The sequence below is a fragment of the Sulfuricella denitrificans skB26 genome, assembly GCF_000297055.2.
GTDB classification, from domain to species: Bacteria; Pseudomonadota; Gammaproteobacteria; order Burkholderiales; family Sulfuricellaceae; genus Sulfuricella; species Sulfuricella denitrificans.
Genome location: NC_022357.1, coordinates 1,155,629 through 1,182,384 on the forward strand (window position 1 = coordinate 1,155,629; position 26,756 = coordinate 1,182,384).

At 57.6% G+C, this 26,756-nt stretch carries 19 protein-coding genes; 9 read left to right on the plus strand and 10 right to left on the minus strand.

Going from position 1 to position 26,756, the window contains the following annotated elements:
- Complete coding sequence (locus SCD_RS15620; protein ID WP_051338780.1) at window positions 1–858, plus strand: TlpA family protein disulfide reductase; 858 nt, start codon at window positions 1–3, stop codon at window positions 856–858.
- A gap of 99 nt (window positions 859–957) precedes the next feature.
- Here the strand turns inward: SCD_RS15620 and SCD_RS05675 are convergent, their stop codons facing one another.
- Window positions 958–1,371 carry a glycine zipper 2TM domain-containing protein gene (locus SCD_RS05675; protein WP_198408612.1) on the minus strand — a complete coding sequence of 138 codons (414 nt, stop codon included), beginning with the start codon at window positions 1,369–1,371 and terminating at the stop codon, window positions 958–960.
- Window positions 1,372–2,023: 652 nt separating this feature from the next.
- Between SCD_RS05675 and SCD_RS15625 the strand changes: the two genes are divergently transcribed.
- From SCD_RS15625 to SCD_RS05695, 3 genes are read left to right on the plus strand one after another with little or no spacing between them, the layout of a single operon-like run.
- Window positions 2,024–5,506 carry a PAS domain S-box protein gene (locus SCD_RS15625; protein ID WP_051338781.1) on the plus strand — a complete coding sequence of 1,161 codons (3,483 nt, stop codon included), beginning with the start codon at window positions 2,024–2,026 and terminating at the stop codon, window positions 5,504–5,506.
- Complete coding sequence (locus tag SCD_RS05690; protein WP_009206068.1) at window positions 5,503–5,934, plus strand: response regulator; 432 nt, start codon at window positions 5,503–5,505, stop codon at window positions 5,932–5,934. Before SCD_RS15625 ends, SCD_RS05690 begins: the two co-directional genes overlap by 4 nt.
- 7 nt (window positions 5,935–5,941) lie before the next feature.
- The gene (locus SCD_RS05695; RefSeq protein WP_009206067.1) at window positions 5,942–9,301 is read left to right on the plus strand and encodes an EAL domain-containing protein; all 3,360 of its coding nucleotides are present in this window, start codon (window positions 5,942–5,944) and stop codon (window positions 9,299–9,301) included.
- A 187-nt stretch (window positions 9,302–9,488) separates the two neighbouring features.
- Here the strand turns inward: SCD_RS05695 and SCD_RS05700 are convergent, their stop codons facing one another.
- The 8 genes from SCD_RS05700 to SCD_RS05735 form a co-directional block, all read right to left on the minus strand.
- Window positions 9,489–10,091: a cytochrome b/b6 domain-containing protein gene (locus SCD_RS05700; protein ID WP_009206062.1), complete on the minus strand. Its 603-nt coding sequence runs from the start codon at window positions 10,089–10,091 to the stop codon at window positions 9,489–9,491.
- Between the two features lie 4 nt (window positions 10,092–10,095).
- Complete coding sequence (locus SCD_RS05705; protein WP_009206066.1) at window positions 10,096–11,730, minus strand: tetrathionate reductase family octaheme c-type cytochrome; 1,635 nt, start codon at window positions 11,728–11,730, stop codon at window positions 10,096–10,098.
- A gap of 93 nt (window positions 11,731–11,823) precedes the next feature.
- Window positions 11,824–12,978 (minus strand): rhodanese-like domain-containing protein, encoded by a 1,155-nt coding sequence (locus SCD_RS05710; RefSeq protein ID WP_009206065.1) that lies wholly within the window; start codon window positions 12,976–12,978, stop codon window positions 11,824–11,826.
- A 25-nt stretch (window positions 12,979–13,003) separates the two neighbouring features.
- Window positions 13,004–14,248: a YeeE/YedE thiosulfate transporter family protein gene (locus SCD_RS05715; RefSeq protein WP_009206064.1), complete on the minus strand. Its 1,245-nt coding sequence runs from the start codon at window positions 14,246–14,248 to the stop codon at window positions 13,004–13,006.
- A 75-nt stretch (window positions 14,249–14,323) separates the two neighbouring features.
- Entirely contained in the window at window positions 14,324–14,716 is a 393-nt protein-coding gene (locus SCD_RS05720) for a hypothetical protein (protein ID WP_041673345.1), read from the minus strand.
- A gap of 246 nt (window positions 14,717–14,962) precedes the next feature.
- Window positions 14,963–15,565 carry a cytochrome b/b6 domain-containing protein gene (locus SCD_RS05725; protein ID WP_009206062.1) on the minus strand — a complete coding sequence of 201 codons (603 nt, stop codon included), beginning with the start codon at window positions 15,563–15,565 and terminating at the stop codon, window positions 14,963–14,965.
- A 4-nt stretch (window positions 15,566–15,569) separates the two neighbouring features.
- Entirely contained in the window at window positions 15,570–17,291 is a 1,722-nt protein-coding gene (locus SCD_RS05730) for a tetrathionate reductase family octaheme c-type cytochrome (RefSeq protein ID WP_009206061.1), read from the minus strand.
- 64 nt (window positions 17,292–17,355) lie between these two features.
- Window positions 17,356–17,901: a DUF302 domain-containing protein gene (locus tag SCD_RS05735; protein ID WP_009206060.1), complete on the minus strand. Its 546-nt coding sequence runs from the start codon at window positions 17,899–17,901 to the stop codon at window positions 17,356–17,358.
- Between the two features lie 202 nt (window positions 17,902–18,103).
- Here SCD_RS05735 and SCD_RS05740 point away from each other — a divergent pair, with 202 nt between their 5' ends.
- A complete protein-coding gene (locus SCD_RS05740) occupies window positions 18,104–19,288 on the plus strand; it encodes an iron-containing alcohol dehydrogenase (protein WP_009206058.1) in 1,185 nt (394 codons plus the stop codon).
- On the opposite strand, the gene fabI is transcribed toward SCD_RS05740, so the two are convergent.
- On the minus strand, window positions 19,285–20,088 hold the full coding sequence (gene fabI / locus SCD_RS05745; protein WP_009206057.1) for an enoyl-ACP reductase FabI: 804 nt from the start codon (window positions 20,086–20,088) through the stop codon (window positions 19,285–19,287). The genes SCD_RS05740 and fabI overlap by 4 nt on opposite strands.
- 120 nt (window positions 20,089–20,208) lie before the next feature.
- Here fabI and SCD_RS05750 point away from each other — a divergent pair, with 120 nt between their 5' ends.
- Genes SCD_RS05750 through SCD_RS05765 form a run of 4 tightly spaced genes read left to right on the plus strand, consistent with a single transcriptional unit; the run spans window position 20,209 to window position 26,745 of the window.
- Complete coding sequence (locus tag SCD_RS05750; protein WP_009206056.1) at window positions 20,209–22,359, plus strand: ABC transporter substrate-binding protein; 2,151 nt, start codon at window positions 20,209–20,211, stop codon at window positions 22,357–22,359.
- A complete protein-coding gene (locus tag SCD_RS05755; protein WP_009206055.1) occupies window positions 22,356–23,333 on the plus strand; it encodes an ABC transporter permease in 978 nt (325 codons plus the stop codon). The genes SCD_RS05750 and SCD_RS05755 overlap by 4 nt, the downstream gene beginning before the upstream one ends.
- Window positions 23,333–24,739, plus strand: coding sequence for an ABC transporter permease (locus SCD_RS05760; protein WP_041673742.1), 1,407 nt, complete (start codon window positions 23,333–23,335; stop codon window positions 24,737–24,739). Before SCD_RS05755 ends, SCD_RS05760 begins: the two co-directional genes overlap by 1 nt.
- Window positions 24,736–26,745 (plus strand): ABC transporter ATP-binding protein, encoded by a 2,010-nt coding sequence (locus SCD_RS05765; RefSeq protein WP_009206053.1) that lies wholly within the window; start codon window positions 24,736–24,738, stop codon window positions 26,743–26,745. The genes SCD_RS05760 and SCD_RS05765 overlap by 4 nt, the downstream gene beginning before the upstream one ends.
- Window positions 26,746–26,756 lie beyond the last annotated feature (11 nt).

The window sequence follows — 26,756 nt, forward strand, 5'->3', positions numbered from 1 at the left end:
ATGGCAATTCAAAATATCCTGAAACTTGCGTTGGTCTTGGCGGCGTGCCTGACCTGCGTGCCTGCCATTGCGGCCAAACCAAACGATGCTGCGGCCATACCGCACCTCGACAGCGGGGGAAAGGAAGGCTTCAGGGAGTTTCTTACAGCGGGGAAACACCGTGCCTTCGTGATCGCGCCAGGGGGCGCATGGGCCTGGAAAGGGGGTGAGCTGACTGTTGATTCGGCTGTCGATGGGGCGATTCAGGCATGCCAGAATGGAACTGAACAGCCCTGTGTGCCCTATGTCGTCAACGATAAGATAGTGTTCGATGCCAAGCGCTGGACGACTCTGTGGGGCCCCTACCAGAATCGAGCCAAAGCCGCTAAGGCTTACACTGGCAAGGAGCGGGGCAGCCGCTTCTTCGACCTCGCCATCAAGAGCCCTACTGGCAAGCCGATGAAGCTCTCCGACCTGCGCGGCAAGGTGGTGGTGTTGCATTTCTGGGGAACATGGTGCCCACCCTGCCGACGCGAAATGCCGGAATTGCAGGAGCTTTATCAGGAACTGGGCGCTTCCTCCGGTGTGCAATTGGTCCTGCTGCAAATGCGGGAGGATTTTGCCACCGCACACCAGTGGGCACAGCAACGGCATTTATCCCTGCCTTTGCATGACTCCGGGGTTACGGAAATGGGCACTGAGTCCCTGGCTCTGGCCAACGGCAAGGCCATACCTGATCGCAGATTGGCGGTTGCATTCCCTACCACCTATGTCCTCGACAAGCATGGTATCGTGGTATTTTCGCATGTCGGGCCGATTGAGGGCTGGTTGCAATATCTCCCCTTCTTGCAGGACGTAGCGGCAAAATCGGGGAAATAGATTGTAGCCGTTCTGGCCCATCCAAATGGGTGGTGTAGTGGTGTCAGTTTCCAACCGACCAAGATAGGCTCAGGTTGGCAGACCCTATTGAAGTGCAGATCAGTAACCGGTGTAAACGACGTTTCCGCCGATTGCGCTCCCAACGACTGCGCCAATCGCGGTGGCGGCGATTCGCCCGTTGCCCCTGCCGACCTGATTTCCAAGGGCACCACCGGCAATCGCGCCGATAACCTGGCCAACCAATCGGTTCGATCTATCCCCTGAATAAGCGGCTGGCTGCTCGTAGTAGCGCGGCTCGGCTTCATAATAGACCGGACGGTCGCGGTACACGACGCGTTCGCGATAAACGACCGGCGGCGCCTGGTAGATGACCTCGGGCTCTTCATAGACGTGATGCACGACCACGTACTTTTCCTGGTGATGGCGACGATGCTCCCGGTAGTCGTCATCCCAGCCGCGGTCTGCGAAGGCGTTGGCGCTGAAAACTGCTGTGGCAATTATTGCTGGAATCAAAAGCCTGTTCATGTTTATTCCTTATCAGTGGTGTGTGCGTTTGCCTGATTAACGCACATCACCCCGAATCCGTGCACAGGTAAATGTTAAGGAATTGTAAGCATGTGTATTGGCGCAAAAGGGTACTGTGTGGCAGCCGCAATATCGCTGTGCCTTGAGATCGTAAAGACATTCACTTGCACTTCATCTTGATCCAAATTCTGTTAATAAAACAATTGCACAGCAAATTTAGGGGAAACCCTGATGGCCAAGTGATGCTCTGATGCGATAGGGTGTGACTTGAGATTTTCAATCTCCATGGCCGGATCAGGTGCGACGTCTCATGCAGCGTTTTGAGATAAGTAATCCAAATTTGACAGTTCATTCAAACGGCTGTTGCGTTTACCCGGAGCGGTCCTCAGGCTGATTCGGCCAAAGATTTTTAACGTGTTCGATCAGGCCTTCAAGTTCGTTCCATATTCACAAGGGCTTACTTGATCAAGTAAATGCGAAAGCGCATCATTTGGCAGGTGTCCTGGCATTACCGGTATCTTGAAGCACGTCGAAAGGGGGGCATGCTAACTACTTTAGTTCATTGGGTGGCAGCGGATCGCGTTTGCCACAAGAAATGCAGACATACAGCCGGCGTTTTCATACGGCGGGATATGTGCGGGTGATACTAGCTACCGGATATCGCTTCTTCGGCGAAAAGGCGCGCCCTTGGCTGTTTGCCTTGCTGGCCGTGTTGCTGGTGCTCGCTACGGAACAGGTCGTCGAGCATTTCGCTCGTCAGAGCGATCTGGAGCAGGAAAGAAATGATGTGCTCAACCGCCTTTCCACTCTGCGCGCCCGTCTAGAGGGGGTGATTAATGCCAACCTGTTCCTGGTGCATGGCCTCACCGCTGTCATCGAGAACCGGCCGGACATTGATCAGGCCGGTTTTAGCGCCATTGCCAGTAATCTGGTGGACGAACGCCATGCTCTGCGCAATATCGCCGCCGCGCCGGATATGGTGATTTCCCTGATGTACCCGCTTCAGGGTAACGAGGCCGCGCTGGGCCTGGATTTCCGTACTCATCCCACGCAACGGGAGAGCGCCCTGCGCGCGCGGGACAGCGGCAAAACGGTAATCGCCGGGCCGCTGTCGTTGCAGCAGGGCGGCATTGCCATTATCGTTCGTAAGCCGTTGTTCCTGGTTCCCGCCCAATCTGGTGGAAAGCGGCATTTCTGGGGGCTGGTCTCGGCCGTTATCGACGCTGAAACACTCTATCGAATGGCCGGGTTGCGCGACCCCGACCTCGGCCTGCGTCTGGCACTGCGCGGCACAGACGGCACCGGTTCGCACGGCCCGGTGTTCTTCGGCGACGCGAAGCTTTTCGGCAACCAGTCGGTGACCCTGGATATCACGCTACCGGGCGGATCCTGGCAGATGGCCGCCACCCCGGTCGACGGCTGGGAACAGGTGGGTATGAGTATCATCCTGTTCCGTCTGATGGGATTGCTGACAGCGCTGGCAGCTGGGATCATGGTCAATCGGCTGGTGCGCGATTCCCAAGCTTTGGTTAGCCACAGCGCCAAACTGCGCGCTCTGCTGAACACCATTCCGGACATGATCTGGCTGAAGGATGCCCACGGCGTGTATCTCACTTGCAATCCACGTTTCGAGCAATTATTTGGAGCTCGCGAGGTAGATATCAGGGGCAAAACCGACCATGATTTTGTGCCGGCCGACCTGGCCGATTTCTTCCGCGAAAAAGACCTGGCTGCCATTACAGCCGGCGGCCCCAGCACCAATGAGGAATGGGTCACCTTCGCCAGCGATGGCCACCGCGAACTGCTCGAAACCATCAAGACACCGGTATACGACAACAAAGGGGATGTGTTGGGCGTGCTGGGGATCGCCCGGAACATCACCGAGCGCCAGAGGCAGGAAGAGGAGATGAAACGGCTGCATGCCACACTGCATGCCTTGGTGGAAGGCAGCACGGACGCGATCTTCGTTAAGGATAGGGAGGGCCGCTACGTCGTCGGCAACCAGGCAACGGCGACCCTGCTCGGCCGGCCCATGGCGGAAATCCTGGGAGCGGACGATTGCAACCTGTTCCCGGCTGAAGTCGCCGAGAGCTTTCAGTCTGACGACCGGCGCGTGATGCAACGGGGCGCGACCGAGACTTACGAAGAAGCCGTCGTTGTCGAAGGTAAGACTTTGCCTTACCTGACCACCAAAGGCCCACTGCTGATCGATGGGAAGGTAGAGGGTGTGTTTGGCATTGCCCGTGACATCTCACCACTGAAGCAGTCCGAAATCGCCGTGCGGGAGAGCGAGGCACGTTATCGCACGCTGTTCGAGTACGCGCCGGACGGCATTGTTATCGCCGATCAGGAAAGCTATTACCTCGATGCCAATCCGGCAATATGTCGGATGCTTGGGTATAACCGAGAGGAATTGATCGGCCTGCACGCCTCTGACATTGTGGTGGCAGCAGAACTTACGAATATTGTGCCAGCGTTGGAGGTCATTAAAGGTAAGAAGGATTACCAGAGAGAGTGGCAATTCCGGCGCAAAGATGGCTCGACTTTCGTGGCCGAAGTGATTGCGACCACGATGCCCGACGGCAATCTGCTTGGGGTGATCCGCGACATCACCGAGCGCAAGCAGGCCGAAGCGGCGCTGCAGGAAAGCGAAACCAGGCTGCGACTGTTCATCGAACACGCGCCGGCTGCTTTGGCCATGTTCGACCGCGAGATGCGCTATCTGGTCGTCAGCCGCCGCTGGCTGACTGACTATAGTCTGGAAGGCAGTAACATTCTCGGTCGATCCCATTACGAAATCTTCCCAGAAATTTCAGAGCGCTGGAAGACTGTACATCGTCGTGGGCTGGCCGGCGAGGTGGTGCGGGCCGACGAGGACCGATTCGAACGCGGGGACGGCACCGTTCAGTGGCTGTGCTGGGAAGTGCGGCCCTGGCATGCCGCCGATGGCGCCGTGGGTGGTATCGTGATCTTTTCCGAGGATATCACCGAGCGAAAACAGGCCGAACAGGTGTTGCAGGAGAGCGAAGCCCGCTATCGGTCCTTGCTCGAAATGGCTCCCTTTCCCGCTGTGCTTTCCCGCTTACGGGATGGCATATTGCTTTACGGTAATCACCGCGCGGAAATCCAGTACGGGATATCGCGCGAGCAAGGCATCGGCCAGCCCGCAGACAGGTTTTATCAGAACCCGGCGCAGCGTGATCGTTTCATTGAGCATTTGCGAAAAGACGGTCGCGTGGATGATCTTGAGGTGGGCATGGTAACCATGGACGGGCGCCCCTTCTTGGCCCTCGTTTCTGCGTCGATTGTGAATTTCGAGCATGAGCCGGCTGTCTTCGCCGCCATCAATGACATCACCGCGCGCAAGCGCATGGAAGATGATATTCGCCAGCTCAACGACGAACTGGAGGAGCGGGTACGCCAGCGCACTGCCGAACTGGACACGGCAAACCAGGAACTGGAGACCTTCACCTATTCCGTGTCCCATGACCTGAAGGCCCCACTGCGCGGCATTGACGGCTACAGCCGGCTGCTGCTGGAGCAATACCAGACTCTTCTGGATGAAGAGGGCCGTCTGTTCCTGAACAATGTGCGTCATGGCGTGGAGCAGATGAGCCTGCTGATCGAGGATCTGCTCGTCTATTCCCGCATGGAACGGCGCAGTCTTACCGGCCAGAGCGTGGATCTGGCTCGTCTGGTGGTAGGCGTTCTTGACGAGCGGCGCAAGGATATCGAAGCACGAGGCATGATTGTCGAGGCGCAAGGATTGCAGGAGTTGCCTGTTCGCGCCGACCCGGAAGGTCTAGCCATGGTGCTGCGCAACCTGGTCGACAACGCCCTCAAGTTCACTCGCGACAGCAAGCCGCCAACGCTGACGATCCGTGGAACGGCCTCGGAAAAATCTGTTATCCTTAAACTACATGACAACGGGATCGGCTTTGACATGCAGTTTCACGATCGCATCTTCGATATCTTTCAGCGCCTGCAGCGCGTAGAAGATTACCCCGGTACGGGCGTTGGCTTGGCCATCGTCCGCAAGGCCATGCAGCGTATGGGCGGGCGGGTCTGGGCCGAGAGTGCGCCTGGCCAGGGCGCCACATTCTATCTGGAGTTACCGCGATGATCCCCGGTTCCATCCTGCGTCCCATCCTGCTGGTGGAGGACAATCCGGTCGATCTGGATCTGACCCTGCGCGCCTTCGCGCATCACAACCTGGCAAGCCCGATCCAGGTGGCCCGCGACGGTCAGGAAGCGCTGGACTGGATTCCACGCTGGGAAGCGGGCGAAATCCTGCCTCTGGTGATCCTGCTGGATCTGAAGCTGCCCCGCGTGGATGGCCTGGAAGTGTTGCGCCAGTTGCGTGCACACCCGGTGAGCTGCGACCTGCCTGTGGTGGTTCTGACTTCGTCCAGCGAAGATCGGGACGTGAAGGCAGCATATCGCCTCCACGCCAATTCCTACATCGTCAAGCCAGTCAATTTCGAAAAATTCATGGATGTGGCGACCCAGATCGAATTGTACTGGCTGCTCATCAACCATCCGCCGCGATAACGAAAACATGACCCTGCGCATCCTGCATGTCGAAGACAGCCCGGACGATGCCGACCTGACCCGGCGGCACCTGTCGCGCCATGCCCCCGACATCGAACTGACCCAGGCGGCCACACTGGCCGAAGCACTGGTCTGTCTGCAGGCGCCCGCCAGTTTCGATGTGGCCCTGGTAGATCTGAAACTGCCGGATGGATCCGGGTTTGAACTGATGAACTGGATCCGGCAACACTCCCTGCCCATGGCGGTGGTCATGCTCACCGGTTCGGGCGACCAGCAAGCGGTGGTCGCTGCACTCCAGGCCGGCGCCGATGACTACCTGAGCAAGGGCGCTACATCCCTGGAGCGCCTGCCCGCCATCCTGCACGATGCCAGCAAACGTTTCCAGGCAGCACGTATCCGTCGGTCCCGATTTTTACGCGTACTGTATGCTGAGCGCACTGCTAGCGATATCGACCTGACCCGGCGTCATCTGGCCCGTTTCGCTCCCCACATCCGACTGACTGTAGTGGGGGATGCCACCGAGGTCTTGCAGCTTTTGCCAGTGGATGGAACAACGCCAGCGGACTTCGATGTGGTGTTGCTGGACTATCGCCTGCCCGGACTGGATGCCCTGGAGGTGGTCAAGGTGCTGCGCACCGAGCGCGGCTTGGACATCCCCATCGTCATCGTCTCCGGGCAGGGCAGTGAGGAGGTGGCAGCGAAGGCCATCCATCTCGGGGTAGACGATTACATCGCCAAACACCCCGGCTATCTGCACGAACTGCCTGCCACCCTGGAAAAGGTGCTGCGCCAAGTGGAACTGTTGCGGGAGCGCAGCGCCCTGCGGGAGGTCTCGGAACGCCTGGGGCGGGCCTTGACCACCAGCCCGGTGATTCTTTATACCCTGCGCCTGGATCCGGAAGGTGCCACGCCTGTCTGGGTCAGCAGTAATATCGAGCGCCTGCTGGGATACACAGAGGCGCAGGCGCTACAACCCGGGTGGTGGTCGAGCCGCCTGCATCCCGATGACCGCGACGCGGCACTGGCCCGAATGGGAGAATTGCCGGGCGCAGGGCAGATTGCGCATGAGTACCGGTTCTTCGACGGTCATGGCCGGATCCGCTGGATACACGACGAGTTGCGTCTGTCGCAAGTCGGCGAGGGGATCGGCGCCTGGCTCGACGTTACCGAGGCCAAGATGGCCGACCAATTACGGGAAACACGGGTTGCCATGCTGGATGGCCTGGTGGCCGGTCGTCCCCTGTCCATGATCCTGGAAGAAATCGTTACCCGCCTGGAAAGCATACATCCGGAATTGATGGTCTCTATCCTGGTGCGAGATACGCGCAGCGGCCAACTATATACCGCTGCCGCCCCCAGTCTGCCTGCTTTCTTCAACGCCGCCGTGGATGGTCTGAAGCCCGGAGTTGGGCAGGGTTCCTGCGGGACATCGGCGGCCACCGGCGAGATGGTCATCGTCGAGGATATTCGCACCCATCCTTATTGGGCGCCATACACTGATCTGGCCGAACGTGCCGAGCTGCGTGCCTGCTGGTCTATCCCTTTCAAGGACGGCGCCGGTCAGGTGCTGGGCACCTTCGGCATCTATTATCGGCAACCGCGTTCACCCGACCCGGTGGAGCTGGACCTGATCAGCGAGTTTGCCCGCATCGCCGGGCTGGCCGTGGAGCGGAGTCGTGCCGATGCTGCCCTGCGCCTGGCAGCGGCGGTACTGGAGAGTGTCGGCGAGGGTGTGATGGTCACCGATCTGCAATCTCTCATCGTCTCCGTCAACAGTGCCTTCACGACCATCACCGGTTACACCGAGGCCGAGGTGCTGGGCCGCAATCCGGGACTGCTGCGGTCAGGGCGCGAGGATCAGGCGTTTTACCGGGCCATGTGGAGCAGCATCAAAGACACCGGCGCCTGGCAGGGTGAACTCTGGAACCGGCGCAAGAACGGCGAACTTTTTGCGCAGTTGCTCATCATCAGCACCGTGTACGACAGCGACGGCCTGCCCGGCAACTACGTGGGCGTGATGACCGATCTCAGTCAGCTCAAGGATTCGGAGGCCAGATTCGAGCACCTCGTCCACTATGACCCACTGACAGCTTTGCCCAACCGTCAGCTGTTGCAATCCCGTCTGCAGCACGCCCTGGCCACTGCCGAGTTGCACAAGCAGCGCCTTGCGGTGCTGTATATTGACCTGGACCGCTTCAAGAACATTAACGACAGTCTGGGCCACCCGGTGGGTGACGAACTGCTGGAAGCCTTGGCCCGGCGCATGGGGGAGCAGCTGCGGGGCGAGGGCATTCTGGGTCGCCTGGGTGGCGACGAGTTTCTGCTGATCATGGAGGATCTGCAACGCCCGGAGGAGGCAGCGGGTGTCGCCAAGGATCTGATCGGCTTGCTGGATCAACCCTTCCACCTGCCTAGCGGACACGAAGTCTTTATCGGAGCCAGCATCGGTATCAGCCTGTTTCCGGAAGATGGCGCTTCCTGCACCAAACTCGTCCAGCACGCCGATGTGGCCGTGTATCAGGCCAAGGAATCGGGCCGCAACACCTACGCCTTCTACACGCCGTCCCTGACCGTGATAGCCAACGAAAAGCTGGATCTGGAAGCGCGCCTGCGGCATGCACTGACCCAGGGTGAATTCTTGCTGCATTACCAGCCCCAACTGGACATCCAAAGCGGTGGCTTGATCGGCTGTGAGGCCCTGGTGCGCTGGAATAACCCGCAACAGGGCTTGATCTCGCCGGCCCGCTTTATCCCACTGGCGGAGGAGACCGGCCTCATCGTGCCTTTGGGCGAATGGGTGTTGCGCCAGGCCTGCTCTCAGGCGCGGGCCTGGCTCGATGCCGGTATGCCGAACCTGTCGATGGCCGTTAATCTTTCCGCGCGCCAGTTGCAGCAGCCCGATATCGTCGCTCGCGTCGCCGCCATCCTGGAAGAAACCGGACTGCCCGCCGAGACGCTCAAGCTGGAACTCACCGAAAGCATGATCATGGGCCATGGCGAAGAGGTGGTCGTCCTGTTGCAGGACTTGAAAGCGCTGGGCATACGTCTGTCCATAGATGATTTCGGCACCGGTTATTCCTCCCTGGCCTATCTGAAGCGTTTTCCCATCGATGAGATCAAGATCGATCAGGGCTTTGTGCACGACATCCCGAATGACAGCAATGACAATCAAATCGCTATCGCCATCATCGGCATGGCGCACGGCCTGAGCTTGAAGGTTATGGCGGAAGGCGTGGAAACCGAAGCCCAGCGAGACTTCCTGGCGCAACATGGTTGCGATGCGTTCCAGGGCTATCTGTTCAGTCGCCCGCTGCCTGCGGAGGAATTTACTCGCTTCTTGAGCGGGACTGGTCCACTGCAATCGTGAAGCTCGCGTGACGGTGAGCGTTCAGACAAGTCAGTTATGGAACTCATACGGCGCCCCTTCCCGCTATAGGCGTGGACCGAGAGGGAACCGAGCCTGCCCCGTTATTCATCGGAACTGATTGCATTCACGCAACAAAAAAATGGCCACTAAAATTAGTGGCCATTTTTTGTTTGCGAGGGGAGGCTAGTTAATCCACCTCTTCCCATCCGGTAATCATCGCCTTGATGTGCGAAGTCGGGGTATGACCGGCCGTTGTCAGGTAGACGTGGGCGATCAGGAACAGCAGCATCATGAACGCGCCGGCGGTGTGGAAGAAAGCCACCCACTCCAGGGAGATATACTTATCCAATCCCCATGCCGTCCAGTCACTGAAGAACAGATAGAGCCATCCGGTGAGCCACAGTAAGGGTCCGATGAACAGCAACACCCCAAGATAGGCCAGGCGCTGCAGCGGGTTGTGTTTCTTCAGCGTGGTCGCCTTGAACGGATGCGGCGCATTGGTGAAGATGCCGACCGAATAGAACTTGATCATGGCCACCACCTTGTCCGTGGTCGGGATGTACTGTTTCCACTCGCCGGTAGTGAAGTGCCAGAAGATGGCAAACACCCACAGGCCGATCAGCGACCAGGCGGCGATGGTGTGCAGACTCGTCGCCTTGGCGAAGCCGAGGAAATGATAGGAGCCATGCACCTCGAAGCCGGTAATCAGCATGAAGATAATGAGCGAGGCCTGACCCCAGTGCCAGAAGCGCTCGAAGCGTTTGAAAACGTAGATTCTTTCGACGGTCATGATCTTATCCTTTCCTGTGGGCATAGATGCGGCCAGCGCCGTGGATCAGCACGCCGATCAGGGTCAGCAGGGCAAGCGCCCAGCCAGCCATGTCGAGCAGATGATTGTTGTCGCCTCGGCCCGGCATGTAGATGCCTTTGATTTCTTTCAGGCGGCCTCCAGTCTTGGCGTCGTGGCACTGCACGCAGGACAGGGCCTTCTCTTTTGGCGCGACCATGTGGGTGATGGGCCAGAACATTTCGGTCTTGATGAAATCGACCTTGCCTGAGAATGGGGCGCCCATGTTCTGCATGCCACTGGTAATGGATACTTCCCAGTCAAAATTTTTCCAGTAGGCGATTTTGTCGTCGCCGGCGGTATCCGGCATAACCAGGGTATGGTTGACCGGGTCGAAGGGCTGCTTGCCGCGCATTACCTTCATTGGCCAGATCATCGACTTGCCATCGGTTGGGCTGCCGCCGATACGGTTGATCGGGGTTGCGACATCGCTCTTGCTGACCTTGTCGCTGAGCAGGGTGTATGTCACCTTGCCGTTGAACCAGTAGTATTCCGGGACGACATTTTCAGCAAGTACGAAATCCCCTTTCTTGGAATCATAGGTGGCATGGCCTTTCTTGTCTTTCTTGGTCATGGGTTTTCCATCTGGTCCCATCTTGCCGGCAGTTGACCAGTCCCAGGACATTTTGGTGGGCACGCCACCGCGCGCGAATTCCGGAATATGACAGGTCTGGCAGGCGATCTTGTTGGTGTGTTCATTCAACTTTTTGCCATGATTGTCGAATTTGGTCAGATTGACCGGATGCGGCTGATCGCCATGGCAGGCTTGGCAGGTAGCCGGGTTGCTGCTGTCCGCCTTGCCGCGCATGTGGGCGCCGCCCTTGTCCTGCGCGGTGGGCGTGTAACGACTGCCCGGCACTTCGTGGCTGGAAGTCTTGTGGCAGGTACCGCAGGTGAAATCGGCGCCGGAAGCATCCATGTGGACGTCGAGTTCCTTTTCAGGCGCAGCCAGCGAGCTATCCATATCGCCGTGTTTCACGCCATCGCCGCCACCGCCCTTGAAGTGGCAGGCGCCACAGGTGTCACGGCTGGTCTTTCCAACTTTCTGGGCGACCTTGGTCAGGTCCACCGGCTTGAGGATCTTGCCGGAGCCGGGAGGAAATTCCATTTCCTTGTATACCGGGTGCCCGGCAAGGCCGGGTGGTTTGTTGTAATTGCCGGTGCGGTCGTGGCAGACCAGGCAGTCGACATTAATTTCCGAGCTGAAGTCGAAGTTCTTGTCCTTCCAGCCATAACCGGCATGGCAGGAAGTGCAGGTGGCATAATTCTGCGAAATGGAGATACAGAAATTGTTAATGACATTCTTTTTGCCCAGGCGCTGATTATTCTCCGGGTTGAGAAATTCCCAGGTCCAGTGTTTGGTTTTGTGCACCTGCTTGGCGGCTTCGGTATGACAGGAGAGGCAGGCCTTGGTGACATCCGGGCCGGTTGCGAACGGCTGCTGCAGTGCCTTGAACTTGCTGTGGTCGGCAGTGGATGTATTGGCGGCGCCAGCCATGCTGCTCATGGTCAGGGCGCACAGTGTGGCCAGCCAGCCGGCAAATGCGATGACGGTGGACCATTGGGGGCGCTGGGTTTTCATGGCGTATCCTTCCGAAGCATGATGTCAGTGAAAGATCTGATTGTTGTCGCAACAGGATCAAGACGGGTGGTCACCCGCCTTGAAGCCGTGGATTTATTTGCCGCGTTCCTTGATGCTGAACGTGCCATCCGCGTTGAATTTCATTTCTGCATCAATGAAATATACCTGCAGTTCGCTACGCAGCAGTTTTGCCGTGTCATAGGCTTCTCCTGAACGAGCTCCCGTGCCACACAGAAAGACGATGGGTTTGTCCTTGGGCAGGATTGAGATCTTTTTCTCCAGATCGCCGATGCTAATGTTGATTGCCCCCTTGACGGTGCCTGCCTTGAATTCCTTGGCATCGCGCACATCCACCAGCAGCAGGGAATCCGGATTTTCCTTCATGATGCGTTCGAAGGACGCCACCGAGATGCTGCCTTTTTCCTTACCGGCCTCAATGCTGGCCGCAGCCTTGGCTGTCTCGCCAGCGCCGCTGGCAACGGTCGGAACTACTGCTTCACCATACAGTTTGGCCCACTCCGGATAGCCTTCAACATAAGTTTTGACGTCGGTATAACCCAGCTTGCGTGCCTTTTCCGCAGATTTGACGCTAAGTACACATTCCAGGCCGCCGCAGTAGTAAATCAGAGACGCGGCCTTGTCAGCGGGCAGTTTGTCCACATGCTTGTCAAATTCGCTGTCTGAAATATTTACTGCGCCTGGAATGGCACCCTTGTCGAACGTACGCTTGGGCCGGGCATCTATCAGCATGAAATTGGCTTTTTCGTCTTGCAGCTTCTTGATGTAGGCCGCGGAGACGGCTTGTCCCGTGCCCTTGGCCGCCCAGTCGGGAGAACCGTCGGCATAAACACGGATATTGGTGTAGCCGAGCTTTTCCGCCTTGAAGGCAGAGTTGTGGCTCAGCATGCACTCCACGCCACCACAGTAGAAAATCAGCAGCGTGCTCTTGTCCTGAGGCAGGCTGCCGGCCATCTGGTCGAATTTGCTATCCGGGATGCTTAACGCGCCGGGGATGTGGCCGGGGTCGTATTGACGTGCTGCAGGGCGGGAGTCAATCAGCATAACGTCCTTCTTGGGGGGGATGTCGACGTTCTGTTTGACAAATTCGATATCCACCAGTTTGTTGTACCAGCCTTCCTTCGCCTTGACCTGTTCTGCATGAGCCGGTGTCAGCCAAGATACGGTCGGCAGGGCGATGAACAGCGACAAAACCAGGGTAAGTCCCAGATTATGCAGTTTCAAGTTCATTTGTGGACTCCTTGAAATTAAATTTTCAAATGACGGTAAATTTTTCAGTCGATTCGTTGTAGCGAACCAGGAGGTACCACACCAGCAGGATAGAACCGCTAATCAGGTAGGTCCAGCCCCAGCCGCCCAGCATATCCGGGAGGTAGGCCTGGAAGCCGACAGCCGTCTTCTCGAAGGACTCCACATTGCTTTCATCAATGGACGTGATCTTGAATTTCTTGAGCAGTGCGCTAGCGATGGAACCTGACCAGGAAAAGAAGAAAATCGTCACCCACAACTTGGCATGCCCTTCACCCATGCGCCACAGAGAACCGGAAGCGCAGCCGCCGGCGAAGATCATGCCGATGCCGAAGATCAGCCCGCCCAACAGAGAGCCGATCCAGAAAGTCGCCGGAATGGCGACATAGGGATCGATGATTTTTTTCTGGAACAGCAGCGAGGATACGACCATGCCGATGGTCAGAGCCAGGATGACGGCCTTGGTCATGTCGCCTTCGGCGGTCATGAAAGGCTCTCGGAAGGAACGTGCAAAGCACAGGCGTGAACGATGCATGATGAAGCCGATAGCGAAACCCGCCAGGACGATCACAGCGCGGGCAGCCAGCTGCGTGTTGCTGGAGCCATACCACTGGGTGGCCCAGAACAGCACGCCCACGACCACGGCTAGCCCAAGCAAGGGATAGATGCGTAACACGCCTTCCGGAAGCCTGATGGGGGGCGGAGCCACCATACCCCACTCGATATTTTCGAGCGTCCACATCAACAGTTTGAGGCCGATGGCTGCACCTAATAGCAAACCTGCCCACATGGCCCAGCCCGCCGGGGAGGCATGCAGAATCGGGTTGAAGAAGCCGCCGGTGGTGCAGCCACCGGCCAGCGCAGCGCCGATACCTAGCAGGCAGCCGCCTAGTGCGGCCCAGATGTACTCAAGTTTCGGTGGCCGACGCGGAAGAAACTGGCGTGACAGCAGCGCTGCACAGAATGCACCCAGCACCAGCATGATGTTCATCAGCGACATGCGGTGCATGAGAAAGCTGTCGAGTTCCTGAGGTACGCCGAGAAGCGGCCCCAGACCGATCAGGTTGTTGAACCAGTCGCCCCAGAACTTGACTCCGCCGAACACCCCCCAGAACAGGCCGTTGATCATCAGGCCGATAATCACCAGCACCAGCAAGATACCGCCCAGATAGGGCGACCAATCTTCGACAAAAATTGTTTCGTAGTCCGCCTTGAAGCCGGCGAGCCAAGCAGAACCATTTTCAGTACTCATGGTAGCACCTCAGGCAAGTAACTCACGGGAGCGCCGGGCGCTCCCGTTTTTTACAACACGATCAGGCTGTTTTGATTAACTGCAACTGGCCGGGCTGTCGCCATCCTTCGCGCCTTTGATCACAAAGGCCTTGATGTCTTCCATGAGTTGCTGATCGGGTACATCGGCGAATTTCTCGGCAGCCTTGTTGGTGGCCTTGATGCTGGCGCGGTATTGCTGGCTGATGTACTGCTTGACGCTGTCCTTGCCTTTGGCGTGTTTGTCTGCCTGAAGGTAGGCAGTCCATTCAGCCTTGGTCCTGGAAGTGGGTGCAATGGCTTTTTCTGTTTTTGCAACGTGGCAGCTGGTGCATACCTGACGGTAGTAAATGCGGCCGACTTTCCAGTCGCCATCATAGGCCTGTGCAGTGGTATAAGCCGTGGTGCCCAGTATGGCCAGGACAATTGAGATCGAAAGCTTGGTTTTCATGTTAAGACTCTCCTCATAATTATTATTGAATATTAAAATGTAATCAATTGCCATCTCTTCATAAAATAATAGACTAACAGGATAACGATGTCCAATAAAAAAACAGGTATACGTTTTCAAATCCCGCTGCCTGAATAAAATGATGAACAGAGCTAATCTCCAGTGAGAAATTATAGGAGACATATAAGCAATAAAAAAGCCGGACAGTTTTCACTGTCCGGCTTCTGGATGGAGGGAGGAGACTAGTTAATCCACCTCTTCCCATCCGGTAATCATCGCCTTGATGTGCGAAGTCGGGGTATGGCCGGCCGTTGTCAGGTAGACGTGGGCGATCAGGAACAGCAGCATCATGAACGCGCCGGCGGTGTGGAAGAAAGCCACCCACTCCAGGGAGATATACTTATCCAATCCCCATGCCGTCCAGTCACTGAAGAACAGATAGAGCCATCCGGTGAGCCACAGTAAGGGTCCGATGAACAGCAACACCCCAAGATAGGCCAGGCGCTGCAGCGGGTTGTGTTTCTTCAGCGTGGTCGCCTTGAACGGATGCGGCGCATTGGTGAAGATGCCGACCGAATAGAACTTGATCATGGCCACCACCTTGTCCGTGGTCGGGATGTACTGTTTCCACTCGCCGGTAGTGAAGTGCCAGAAGATGGCAAACACCCACAGGCCGATCAGCGACCAGGCGGCGATGGTGTGCAGACTCGTCGCCTTGGCGAAGCCGAGGAAATGATAGGAGCCATGCACCTCGAAGCCGGTAATCAGCATGAAGATAATGAGCGAGGCCTGACCCCAGTGCCAGAAGCGCTCGAAGCGTTTGAAAACGTAGATTCTTTCGACGGTCATGATCTTATCCTTTCCTGTGGGCATAGATGCGGCCAGCGCCGTGGATCAGCACGCCGATCAGGGTCAGCAGGGCAAGCGCCCAGCCAGCCATGTCGAGCAGATGATTGTTGTCGCCTCGGCCCGGCATGTAGATGCCTTTGACGTTCTGCAGACGGCCTCCCTTGCTATGGCACTGGGCGCAGGTGAGTGCGTCAGCCTTGGGTGCGACCATGTGGGTGATCGGCCAGCTCATTTCGGTTTTGACGAAGCCGTATTTGCCGCTGTAAGGCTTATTTGTTGCCTTCATGCCAGCTGTCAAAGATTTATCCCAGTCGAAGTTCGACCAGTACGACGTATCATCATTACCGAAGGTGTGAGGTGCAACCAGTGTTTTATTAACTGTGTCAAAAGGTTGCTGTCCACGGAATACCTTGACCGGCCAGATCATGGATTTGCCGTCGGTAGGGCTGCCCTCGAAGCTATTGATCTTCACCACATGGGTGGGATCCAGCTTGGTGTCGCTCAGGGTGTAATTCACTTTGCCGTTGAACCAGATGTACTCCGGGATAACGTGGGATTCCCAAACAAAGTTGCCCTTTTTGCTGTCGTAGGCACTGTGCCCGGCGCTATCCTTGATTGTAAAGGGCTTGCCTTCTGGCGTGAGCTTGCCGGCCGTCGACCAGTCCCAGCTCATCTTGGTGGCTTGGCCGCGAGCGTACTCCGGAATATGGCAGGTCTGGCAAGCAATCTTGTCGGTATGCTCGTTCAGCTTGGTCATTTTTGCCGGATGCGGTTTGTTGCCGTGGCAGGACTGGCAACTGGCGGGGTTGCTGTTGTCAACCTTGCCGCGCATATGCGGAGGAATCGCGTCCTTGCTGTTGGCTCCTGCTACAGTTGGAGCGTAGCGACTGCCGGGAACCTGGTGGGCGGATGTCATGTGGCAAGTGCCGCAACTGAAGTTCAGCCCTTTTTTCTCCATGTGAATGTCGAGATATTTGGGCGGGTCTTTCAGAGTGCTGTCGATGTCGCCGTGCTTCACTGCATCACCGCCACCGCCATAGAAGTGGCATGCACCGCAGTTCGCACGACTGGTTTTTCCGACACTCTGAGCAACCTTGGCGAGATCAGGGGCTTTGACGATCTTGCCGGAATGTGGCGGGAATTCCATATCCTTGTACGCAGGATGTCCCGTCAACCCTGGAACTTTCCGGTATGTGCCGGTGGATTCATGACAGACGACGCAGTCGACGTTTTCTTCAGCAGTGAAGTCGAACTTGTCGTCCTCCCAGCCGTAGCCGACGTGGCAGGCGTTGCAGAATTTCTGATTCGATTCCACGGCGGTGCAGAAGTTGTTGATGACGTTTCTTTTGCCCAGCTTTTGCTTGGTCTCGGGATTGATGAATTCAAAAGTCCAGTGCTTAGTCTTCTGAATCTGCTTGGCTGCCTCAGTGTGGCAGGTCAGGCAGGCCTTGGTGATTTCTGGCCCTGATTTGAAATCCTTCTGCAACTCCTTGAATTTGCTGTGGTCAGCGGTTGAGCTGCTTTCCTTTTTGACTATGGCTGCTGGATCTGCTGCCGCCGCTGGTGCAGACATTGCTGCATGCGCGGCCGCAGACATTGGTGCGGCCGGAGCTGCATTAGCCGCCGTCTGCGCGGGGGTAGGAGCTGGCGTGGCGAAAGCGGTCAGCGCTGCCACCGTGGCCCCTGCCACCAGTGTGGACAGGGCAATTTTTAATTTAGACAACATAGTACCTCCTGATACGATCTTTTTTGCGAATAATCCGCTTTAGGCATTTCTGGTACCTGGCTGCTTAGCAGCCGCCACCACCACCTGTAGCTGCGCCACCGGCTGCGCCAGGCGTGCCTTTGATCATCGGGGGTGCAGGCTGGCTCGCATCGAAGATGATGAACTTGGCCTGATCATCTGCGACGTGGCCCATGACTTCGCCCACCAAGGGGCCGAACATCTTGCCCATCAGTCTGGCATTCATCCCTGCAATGTAGGTTTTGCCGTCATTTTTCTTGTAAATGGAAATCTTGCAGGGCATCAGGATGGAGAGGAAACGGACGGTGTCGTCCCGGAGAATGGGGCCGGAGTACCTCGTGCTACAGGCTTCGACCATCAGTACCGGCAAGGCATTGCCGCCATCATTTTCAACGGCTTTAGCCGGATTGCGCAGACCAGCCAGAGCCCAGCCGTTGCCGACATTCTGGATATTCTGCTGGATACGTGCGACGGTTTCTTCTACGCCGAAAGGGCTGGGCACTTCCCAGAACATCAGGCTGCTCATGAAGTTATAAGCCATGAACCCCACAAAGACTAGTGCAGCAATAAAACCACTGATAATTTTTAACATTTTGGTTGCTCTCCATTTTTAGACTGATATTAAAACTTTGCCTTAAATAATATTATACATACCAACCCCAAGACCACATTTCTTAATTTTGATTATATTCTTATATTCGAATAATACAAGACATAAATATCTTGAAGTCCTTATTGATTTAATAGGGTGTAAATCCAGTAGAATTGGGCTTTCTGCTTGAATTGTCGCTGACATGATATCTCCATTTTCCATTTCGGGCCTGCCAAAAATTATTTTTGGTGAGGGTCGCCTGAGCGATGTGCCCGAGTTGCTCCAGTCACTGGGGAAACGTGTCCTGATCGTTACCGGAGGCAGGTCATTTCGTGCCTCGCTGTACTGGCAGGGATTGGTTGACGCCCTCAAGGGGAGGGGGCTGTCCTGGGAAGACATGGTGGTAGCGCAGGAACCCTCGCCTGGTTTGGTGGACCAGGCGGTCAGGGTATATCGCCATGCCGGCATCGAAATCGTGCTGGGCATCGGCGGTGGCAGCGTGCTGGATGCTGCCAAGGCGATTGCCGGGTTGCTGCCCCATGGCAATTCGGTGATGGACCACCTCGAAGGGGTGGGGCCGGAGTTACCTTATCGAGGGCCGTCGCTGCCCTTTATTGCGGTGCCGACTACCGCAGGTACCGGCTCTGAGGCCACCAAAAATGCCGTCCTCAGCATGCACGGGCCGGACGGTTTCAAGAAGTCCTTTCGCCACGACCTGCTGGTGGCGAAATATGCGGTAGTGGACCCGGCGCTGCTTGCCACCTGTCCGCCTGACCTGATCGCTGCCAACGGCATGGATGCGCTGACCCAGTTGCTGGAATCCACTGTTTCCACCCGGGCCAATCCCTTAGTTGATGCGCTGGCGCTGAGTGGTCTCGGTTACGTTCGCGAAGGTCTTCTGGATTGGTATGAGGACGGCGAAAAGGCGGCTGAGGGCAGGGCGGGAATGGCTTATGCCGCGTTGCTTTCGGGTATTACCCTGGCGCAGGTGGGGCTAGGGTCGGTGCACGGACTGGCGGCACCGTTGGGGGCACTCTTTCCAGTGCCGCATGGCGTGGCTTGCGGCGCGACGGTGGCAGAGGCGACGGCGATCAATATTCGGGTGCTGGGGGAGCGCGAACCGCGCAGTCCTGCCTTGGAGAAATACGCCAAAATCGGTCGAATGTTCAGTCGCAAGCACCTGGACGATGACGCTGCGCGCTTGTTCCTGGTGGATATGCTCAGGGAATGGACAAGGAAAATGAAGGTGCAGGGCCTGGGTGCTTATGGCATCCGTGAAGCCGATCTGGACCTGATCGTGGCGAACAGTCGTGGCAGCAGCATGAAGACCAACCCCATCGTGTTGACCGATGGGGAGGTCAGAGAAATTTTGCTGCGCTGTCTTTAATTACCCGCTACAGCTTCCTCGGCGTTGCCCAGCGCGGTGATGTTGAAACCGCCGTCGACGTAGGTGATTTCGCCGGTCATGCCACTGGCGAGGTCGCTGCACATGAAGGCGGCGACGTTGCCGACCTCCTCGATGGTGACGTTGCGACGCATCGGGGCGTGTTTCTCATTGTAGGAAAGCAACTTGCCGAAATCGGAGATGCCGCTTGCCGCCAGGGTCTTGATCGGGCCGGCGGAGAGGCCGTTGACGCGGATGCCTTTCGGACCCAGGCTCGCCGCCATGTAGCGCACGTTGGCTTCGAGGCTGGCCTTGGCGAGGCCCATCACGTTGTAGTGGGGAACGGTGCGTTCGGCGCCGAGGTAGCACAGGGTCAGCAGGGCGGCGTTGCGGCCCAGCATCATCGGCAGTCCGGCCTTGGCCAACGCGGTGAAGCTGTAGGAGCTGATGTCGTGGGCAATCTGGAAGTATTCGCGCGTGACGGAGTCGACGTAGTCGCCGGCCAGAGCCTGTTTCGGTACGAAGGCGATAGAGTGGATGATGCCGTCCAACCCGTCCCAGTGCTTGCCGAGGTCGATGAACAGCTGAGTGATTTCTTCGTCGCTGGCGACGTCGCAAGGGAAAACCAGGTCGGAACCAAACTCTTTCGCCAGGCCGGCAACGCGATCCCTGACCTTCTCGCCCTGGTAGGTGAAGGCGAGTTCGGCGCCTTCGCGCTTCATCGCAATGGCGATGCCGTAGGCGATGGAGCGGTTACTGATCATCCCGGTAATCAGGATTTTTTTGTTTGCCAGAAAGCCCATTGTTATTCCCTTAATCGCGGGTTGTTCGGAAATCGATATTTATTCCGCATTATAACCCAAATCTCCACATGGATATCGTTGCTTGGCACCCTGCCGTTGCTTGCGATACACTGAAACCCGATGAAATTATCCCTGATAACTGCCTTGTTGACCGTGTTTCTGGCGGCCTGTGGCGCGCCGCCCTGGAACAGCCCCTATCCGGTCGCCGACGAGGGCAGAAATATCGCCTATTCATCGTTTTCAGAACGGCCCAAGCATCTTGATCCGGCGCAGTCCTACAGCTCCAACGAAATTACCTTTACTGGCCAGATTTACGAGCCGCCGCTGCAGTACCATTACCTGAAGCGCCCTTATACGCTGATTCCGCTCGGCGCCACCGAACTACCCAAGCCGCTGTTCCTCGATACGCAGGGCCAGCCCTTGCCGGCCGATAGCGCACCGGAAAAAATCGCCTTCAGCGTGTACGAAATCCATATCAAGCCGGGCGTCCGTTATCAGCCGCACCCTGCTTTTGCCCGCGATGAGCAGGGGCGCTATCTGTATCACGATCTGAAACCGGAAGATCTGGCCAAGGTCTACAAGCTGGCGGATTTTCCTCATACCGGCACGCGCGAGCTGGAGGCGGCGGATTATGTTAATCAAATAAAGCGGTTGGCGCATCCTAAATTGAATTCGCCAATTTTTGGCATGATGGCCGAGTACATTGTTGGCTTGAAGGAGTATTCAAAGGTTCTGAATGATGCGCAGAAGACCATGCCGCCGGATGCTAGTCTGGATCTGACGCGCTACCCGCTGGCCGGTGTGGAGGTGGTGGATCGCTATACCTATCGGGTGAAACTCAAGGGCAAGTATCCACAATTTCTTTATTGGCTGGCGATGCCATTTTTCGCACCGGTGCCGCCGGAAGCGGACCGTTTCTACGGGCAGGCCGGTATGGCGGAGAAGAATCTCACCCTGGATTGGTATCCAATAGGCACTGGCCCTTACATGCTGACGGAAAACGACCCGAACCGGCGCATGGTGCTGGAGCGCAATCCGAACTTCCACGGCGAGACATATCCGACCGAAGGCGAGTCCGGCGACGCCGCTGCCGGTCTGTTGAATGATGCTGGTAAGCCACTGCCATTCATCGACAAGGCGGTGTACAGCCTGGAAAAAGAAAGCATTCCTTACTGGAACAAGTTTTTGCAGGGTTACTACGATGCCTCCGGCATCAGCTCCGACAGCTTCGATCAGGCGGTGCGCGTCGCCACCCAGGGTGAGGCGAATGTGACCGATACAATGAAAGAGAAGGGCATCCGCCTGCAAACTACGGTGACCGCCACCAACTATTATTATGGTTTCAATATGCTCGATCCGGTGGTGGGCGGACTTTCGGAGCGAGCGAAGAAGCTCAGGCAGGCGGTTTCCATCGCGATTGACTACGAGGAATTCATTTCGATTTTCGCCAACGGTCGCGGCATCCCTGCGCAGGGACCCATTCCGCCCGGGATTTTCGGTGCGCATGAGGGCGAGCAGGGCATCAATCCCTATATCTACGATTGGGTCGCCGGCAAGCCGAAGCGCAAGCCCCTCGAATACGCCAAAAAGCTGCTGGCCGAGGCCGGCTACCCGGGCGGGCGCGACGAGAAGACCGGCAAGCCGCTGATGTTGTACCTTGATATTACCGCCACCGGTCCGGACGACAAGGCGCGGCTCGACTGGATACGCAAGCAGTTCCAGGCGGTCGACCTGCAGCTGGTGGTGCGCAACACCGACTACAACCGTTTCCAGGACAAGATTCGCAAGGGCAACGCGCAGATTTTCCACTGGGGCTGGAACGCCGATTACCCTGACCCGGAGAATTTCCTGTTTCTGCTTTATGGACCCAATGCGCGGGTGAAAGGTGAGGGGGAGAACTCGGCCAACTACGACAACCCGGAATTCAATCGTTTGTTCGAGCGAATGAAGAACATGGACAACGGGCCGGAGCGCCAGAAGATCATCGACGAAATGCTCCTGGTCGCGCGCCAGGATGCACCCTGGATCTGGGGCTTCCACCCCAAGCAATACAGCCTTTTTCACGCTTGGTACCAGAACGTCAAGCCCAACCTGATGGCGAACAACGGACTGAAATACGTCCGCATCGATGCCGGTTTGCGTGCCAAAAAGCAGCGTGAGTGGAATGAGCCGATGCTGTGGCCACTGGGTCTGCTGGCCGCCGTGCTAGTGGCCGGGCTGGTGCCGGCCGTCGCGGCTTACCGTCGCAAGGAAAGGCAGGCAGCCCGATGATTAACTACATCATCCGCCGCATTCTCTATGCCATTCCTATTCTGATCGGGGTGAACCTGCTCACCTTCGCCCTGTTCTTCGTGGTCAACACGCCGGATAACATGGCGCGCATCCACTTGGGCGTGAAGCATGTCACGCCTGAGGCAATCGCGAAGTGGAAGCACGAGCGCGGCTACGACAAACCGCTGATGTGGAACGGTGCGGCGCAAGGTGCGAAGCAGGCCAGCGACACCATTTTCTTCGAGAAATCCATCGGCATGTTCGCCTTCGATTTCGGCCGCTCCGATGAGGGGCGCGACATCGCCCACGACATTAAAACGCGGATGTGGCCGAGCCTGGCGATTGCACTGCCGGTATTCGTGGTCGGGTTGGCGATCAATATTACTTTTGCCATGCTGATGGCCTTTTTCAGAGCCACGTACATTGATTTCTCCGGTGTGGTTTTATGTGTGGCGATGATGTCGATTTCAGGACTGTTCTACATCATCGGCGGGCAATATCTGGTGAGCAAACTACTCCACCTGACGCCGATCTCCGGCTTCGATACCGGTAGCAGTGCGCTCAAGTTCCTCATCCTGCCGGTGCTGATCGGTGTCATCGGCGGCATCGGTTCGGGCGCACGCTGGTACCGCACTATCTTCCTTGAAGAAACCTCACGGGACTACGTCAGAACCGCCCGCGCCAAGGGGCTGTCGGAGCTTTCCGTGCTGTTCGGTCACGTGCTGAAAAATGCCATGATCCCCATCCTCACCGGCGCGGTGGTGGTGATCCCGCTGTTGTTCATGGGCAGCCTGATCTCGGAATCCTTCTTTGGCATCCCCGGCCTCGGCAGCTATACCATCGACGCCATCAATGCTCAGGATTTCGCCATCGTTCGCGCCATGGTGTTCCTCGGTTCGGTGCTGTACATCGTCGGCCTGATTCTGACGGATATTTCCTACACGCTGGTTGACCCGAGGATCAGGCTGGAATGATGCTATTTAAGCCCGTTCTTCTGTGGACCGACATGTTGCTCTGGCTGCTGCTGGTCAGCGTGGCGTTTTACATCTGGCGGGTGCGGCAGCGCGAGCATTTACTCCAGCCTTGGCGGCGCTTGCTGCGCAGCCGTAGCGGGGTGGCTTCCGCCTTGGTGCTGCTGGCGTTTGTCGCCGTCGGCGTGTTCGATTCTCTGCATTTCCGTCTGCCGCTGGAGAAACAGGGAAATGGTGCGGAGACGCACTATTCGCCCGAGGTGTTGAGCGTATTCGACCTGATGGTTGGTCCGCTCAGAAAACAGGTGGAAAAAACCTATTCCGCGCCTTTCGCTGCCCATCTCTATACCAAGGAAACCATAGAACTGCCGGGAGGCAAGCAGGTACGCGACTATCCGCGCCTGAAGTACGGTGGGGCGCATTTGCGCGATCCAGTGCGGGAGCAGACGGGAGATGTGGTCGTTACGGCGCTGCGGGGGGGCGTTTATGCGCTTGCCTTGGGCGCGGGGCTGACTCTGGTCCTGGCGCTGTGGCTGGCGCGGCGTCGCGGCATCTCGATCGGCGCGGCCTGGGTGATGATCCGACATGGGCGCGACGAGATTCCCTGGCGCACCCTGCTGGCCACCATCGGGCTGCTGATTTTGTTCTGCTGTCTGGCCACGGTATTTTCCGTCAAGTATCACATTTTCGGCACCGACAAGGTCGGCCAGGATGTATTTTACCTGGCGCTGAAAAGCATCCGTACCGGCCTGATGATCGGCACGCTCACCACGCTGGTGATGCTGCCCTTTGCCCTGCTGCTCGGCATCATGGCGGGCTATTTTCGCGGCTGGGTGGATGACGTGATCCAGTACACCTATACCACCCTCAGCTCGATTCCTGGCGTGTTGCTGATTGCGGCGGCTGTGCTGATCCTGCAGGTCTACATGGACAATAACCAGGAGCTGTTCGACACCGTGGCGGCACGCGCTGATCTCCGCCTGCTGTTCCTCTGCGTGATCCTTGGCATCACCAGCTGGACCGGGCTGTGCCGGCTGTTGCGCGGTGAGACCCTGAAAGTGCGGGAAATGGAGTTCATCCAGGCGGCAACCGCATTCGGTGTTGGCCATTTCCGCATCATCGCCCGCCATGTCCTGCCCAACGTGATGCACATTGTGCTGATCTCGATCGTGCTGGATTTCAGCGCTCTGGTGCTGGCCGAGGCGGTGCTGTCCTATGTCGGTGTCGGTGTCGACCCGTCCATGCAGAGCTGGGGCAACATGATCAACGGAGCGCGGCTGGAAATGGCGCGCGAACCAATGGTGTGGTGGTCGTTGCTGGCGGCCTTCGTTTTCATGTTCGTGCTGGTGCTGTCGGCCAATTTGTTTTCCGATCGCGTGCGCGATGCGTTCGATCCGAGGGTGAGATGAGCGGGCCGCTGCTAGTCGTCGAAAACCTCAGGGTTCGGCTGGATGCCGGCAAAACCCAGGTACGGGCAGTGGACGGCGTGAGCTTTTCCATCGATCCCCACGAGACTTTTGCCCTCCTTGGTGAATCGGGTTGCGGCAAGTCGATGACGGCGCTGTCCCTGATGCGTCTGCTGCCTGAGGCCGGGCATATTGAAACAGGCAAGGTTCTCCTCGACGGCCTGGATTTGCTGGGTTTGCCGGAGATTGCCATGCGCGCGGTGCGTGGCAAGCGTATCGCGATGATCTTCCAGGAACCGATGACCAGTCTCAATCCGGTCATGACTATCGGTCAGCAGATCGCCGAGACCCTGCATCGTCACACCGACTTGCGGGGTGAGGCGGCGCAGGGGCGAGTGCTGGAATTGCTTGATGCGGTAGGTATTCCCGCGCCACAAGCGCGCTACCACGACTACCCGTTTCAGTTCTCCGGCGGCATGAAGCAGCGCGTGATGATTGCCATCGCCCTGGCGTGCGAGCCCGACCTGCTGATCGCTGATGAACCGACCACGGCGCTGGATGTGACCATCCAGGCGCAGGTGCTGGAGCTGTTGCGCCGATTGCAGCATGAGCGTGGCATGGCGGTGATGCTGATCAGCCACGATCTCGGTGTGGTGTCGGAAATGGCACAGCGCGTGGCGGTGATGTATGCAGGTGAAATTGTGGAAATGGCCGGGCGCGAGGAGTTCTTCGCCAATCCGCAGCACCCTTACACCCGCAAGCTGTTTGCTTCGCTGCCTGGCGCGGCGCGTCGCGGGCAGCAGCTGGAGATCATCCGCGGCAGCGTGCCGCCACTAGACCAGGAGTTTTCCGGCTGCCGTTTCGCCGGTCGCTGCGATTTTGCCTGGCAGAAATGTAGAGAAGAAGTTCCCGCTTGGAGCGAGGTTACGTCGGGCCATCAGGTGCGCTGTCACCTGCTGGAAAGCCCAGAACATGCTGCCTGCGAAGCAGCAGCAACGCTGCCATCTCCTGTCGTTCTGCCAGAGGTAAGGGCTGATCGGCCGTTGCTGGAGGTGGCCGATCTCAAGGTTCACTTCCCCATCCATAAAGGCCTGTTCAAGCGGGTGGCGGGCCATGTCAGGGCGGTGGACGGGGTGTCGCTGGCGATCCATTCCGGCCGCACTCTGGCGCTGGTCGGCGAGTCCGGTTGCGGCAAGACCACGGTGGGCAAGAGTATCCTGCAGTTGATTCGCCCCACTGCCGGTAGCGTGCGTTTTTCCGGCGATGAGTTGACGCAGTTGAAGGGCGCCACGTTGCGCGCTCGGCGTACCAATTTTCAGATCGTATTTCAGGATCCCTATTCCTCGCTCGATCCGCGCATGCGGGTTGCGGACATCATCGAGGAGGGGATGATTGCGCTGGGGGCGGCTTCGAGTTCGGGCGACCGCCAGAACAGCATGGACCGCTTGCTGCAGCAGGTCGGACTCTCTCCCGACAGCAAGTACCGCTATCCCCACGAATTTTCCGGTGGGCAGCGCCAGCGCATCGCCATTGCGCGCGCACTTGCGGTGAAGCCGCAACTGATTGTGTGTGACGAACCGACCAGCGCGCTGGATGTCTCGGTGCAGGCGCAAATCCTGAACCTGCTCAAGGGGCTGCAGGATGAACTGGGCCTGGCCTATCTGTTCATCACCCACAATCTGGCGGTGGTCGAGTATTTTGCCCACGAGGTGGCCGTGATGTATCTGGGACGGATTGTCGAACGGGGCACGGTGGAAGAGGTAATGCAGTCGCCGCGTCATCCCTATACCCGTGCGCTGCTTTCGGCCGTGCCGGTGGTGGTGGGCGATGCGCGCCGGGAAATCATTCGTCTGGCAGGGGATTTGCCTTCGCCGGCGAACCCGCCGTCAGGCTGCCATTTTCATCCGCGTTGTCCGCAGGCCATGGCCGCATGCCGGCAAAACTACCCGGCCATGGTTGGCTTCAGCGCTACACACAGTGCTAGCTGTTATCTGTATTCTGAAAAGTAGCAAACCGGCGG

Bases quoted from the DNA above. Each gene is read 5' to 3' on its own strand.
- SCD_RS15620 (WP_051338780.1), top strand. From the start codon at position 1: ATGGCAATTCAAAATATCCTGAAACTTGCGTTGGTCTTGGCGGCGTGC.
- SCD_RS05690 (WP_009206068.1), top strand. From the start codon at position 5,503: ATGATCCCCGGTTCCATCCTGCGTCCCATCCTGCTGGTGGAGGACAAT.
- SCD_RS05695 (WP_009206067.1), top strand. From the start codon at position 5,942: ATGACCCTGCGCATCCTGCATGTCGAAGACAGCCCGGACGATGCCGAC.
- SCD_RS05700 (WP_009206062.1), bottom strand. From the start codon at position 10,091: ATGACCGTCGAAAGAATCTACGTTTTCAAACGCTTCGAGCGCTTCTGG.
- SCD_RS05705 (WP_009206066.1), bottom strand. From the start codon at position 11,730: ATGAAAACCCAGCGCCCCCAATGGTCCACCGTCATCGCATTTGCCGGC.
- SCD_RS05710 (WP_009206065.1), bottom strand. From the start codon at position 12,978: ATGAACTTGAAACTGCATAATCTGGGACTTACCCTGGTTTTGTCGCTG.
- SCD_RS05715 (WP_009206064.1), bottom strand. From the start codon at position 14,248: ATGAGTACTGAAAATGGTTCTGCTTGGCTCGCCGGCTTCAAGGCGGAC.
- SCD_RS05720 (WP_041673345.1), bottom strand. From the start codon at position 14,716: ATGAAAACCAAGCTTTCGATCTCAATTGTCCTGGCCATACTGGGCACC.
- SCD_RS05725 (WP_009206062.1), bottom strand. From the start codon at position 15,565: ATGACCGTCGAAAGAATCTACGTTTTCAAACGCTTCGAGCGCTTCTGG.
- SCD_RS05730 (WP_009206061.1), bottom strand. From the start codon at position 17,291: ATGTTGTCTAAATTAAAAATTGCCCTGTCCACACTGGTGGCAGGGGCC.
- SCD_RS05735 (WP_009206060.1), bottom strand. From the start codon at position 17,901: ATGTTAAAAATTATCAGTGGTTTTATTGCTGCACTAGTCTTTGTGGGG.
- SCD_RS05740 (WP_009206058.1), top strand. From the start codon at position 18,104: ATGATATCTCCATTTTCCATTTCGGGCCTGCCAAAAATTATTTTTGGT.
- fabI (WP_009206057.1), bottom strand. From the start codon at position 20,088: ATGGGCTTTCTGGCAAACAAAAAAATCCTGATTACCGGGATGATCAGT.
- SCD_RS05750 (WP_009206056.1), top strand. From the start codon at position 20,209: ATGAAATTATCCCTGATAACTGCCTTGTTGACCGTGTTTCTGGCGGCC.
- SCD_RS05755 (WP_009206055.1), top strand. From the start codon at position 22,356: ATGATTAACTACATCATCCGCCGCATTCTCTATGCCATTCCTATTCTG.
- SCD_RS05760 (WP_041673742.1), top strand. From the start codon at position 23,333: ATGCTATTTAAGCCCGTTCTTCTGTGGACCGACATGTTGCTCTGGCTG.
- SCD_RS05765 (WP_009206053.1), top strand. From the start codon at position 24,736: ATGAGCGGGCCGCTGCTAGTCGTCGAAAACCTCAGGGTTCGGCTGGAT.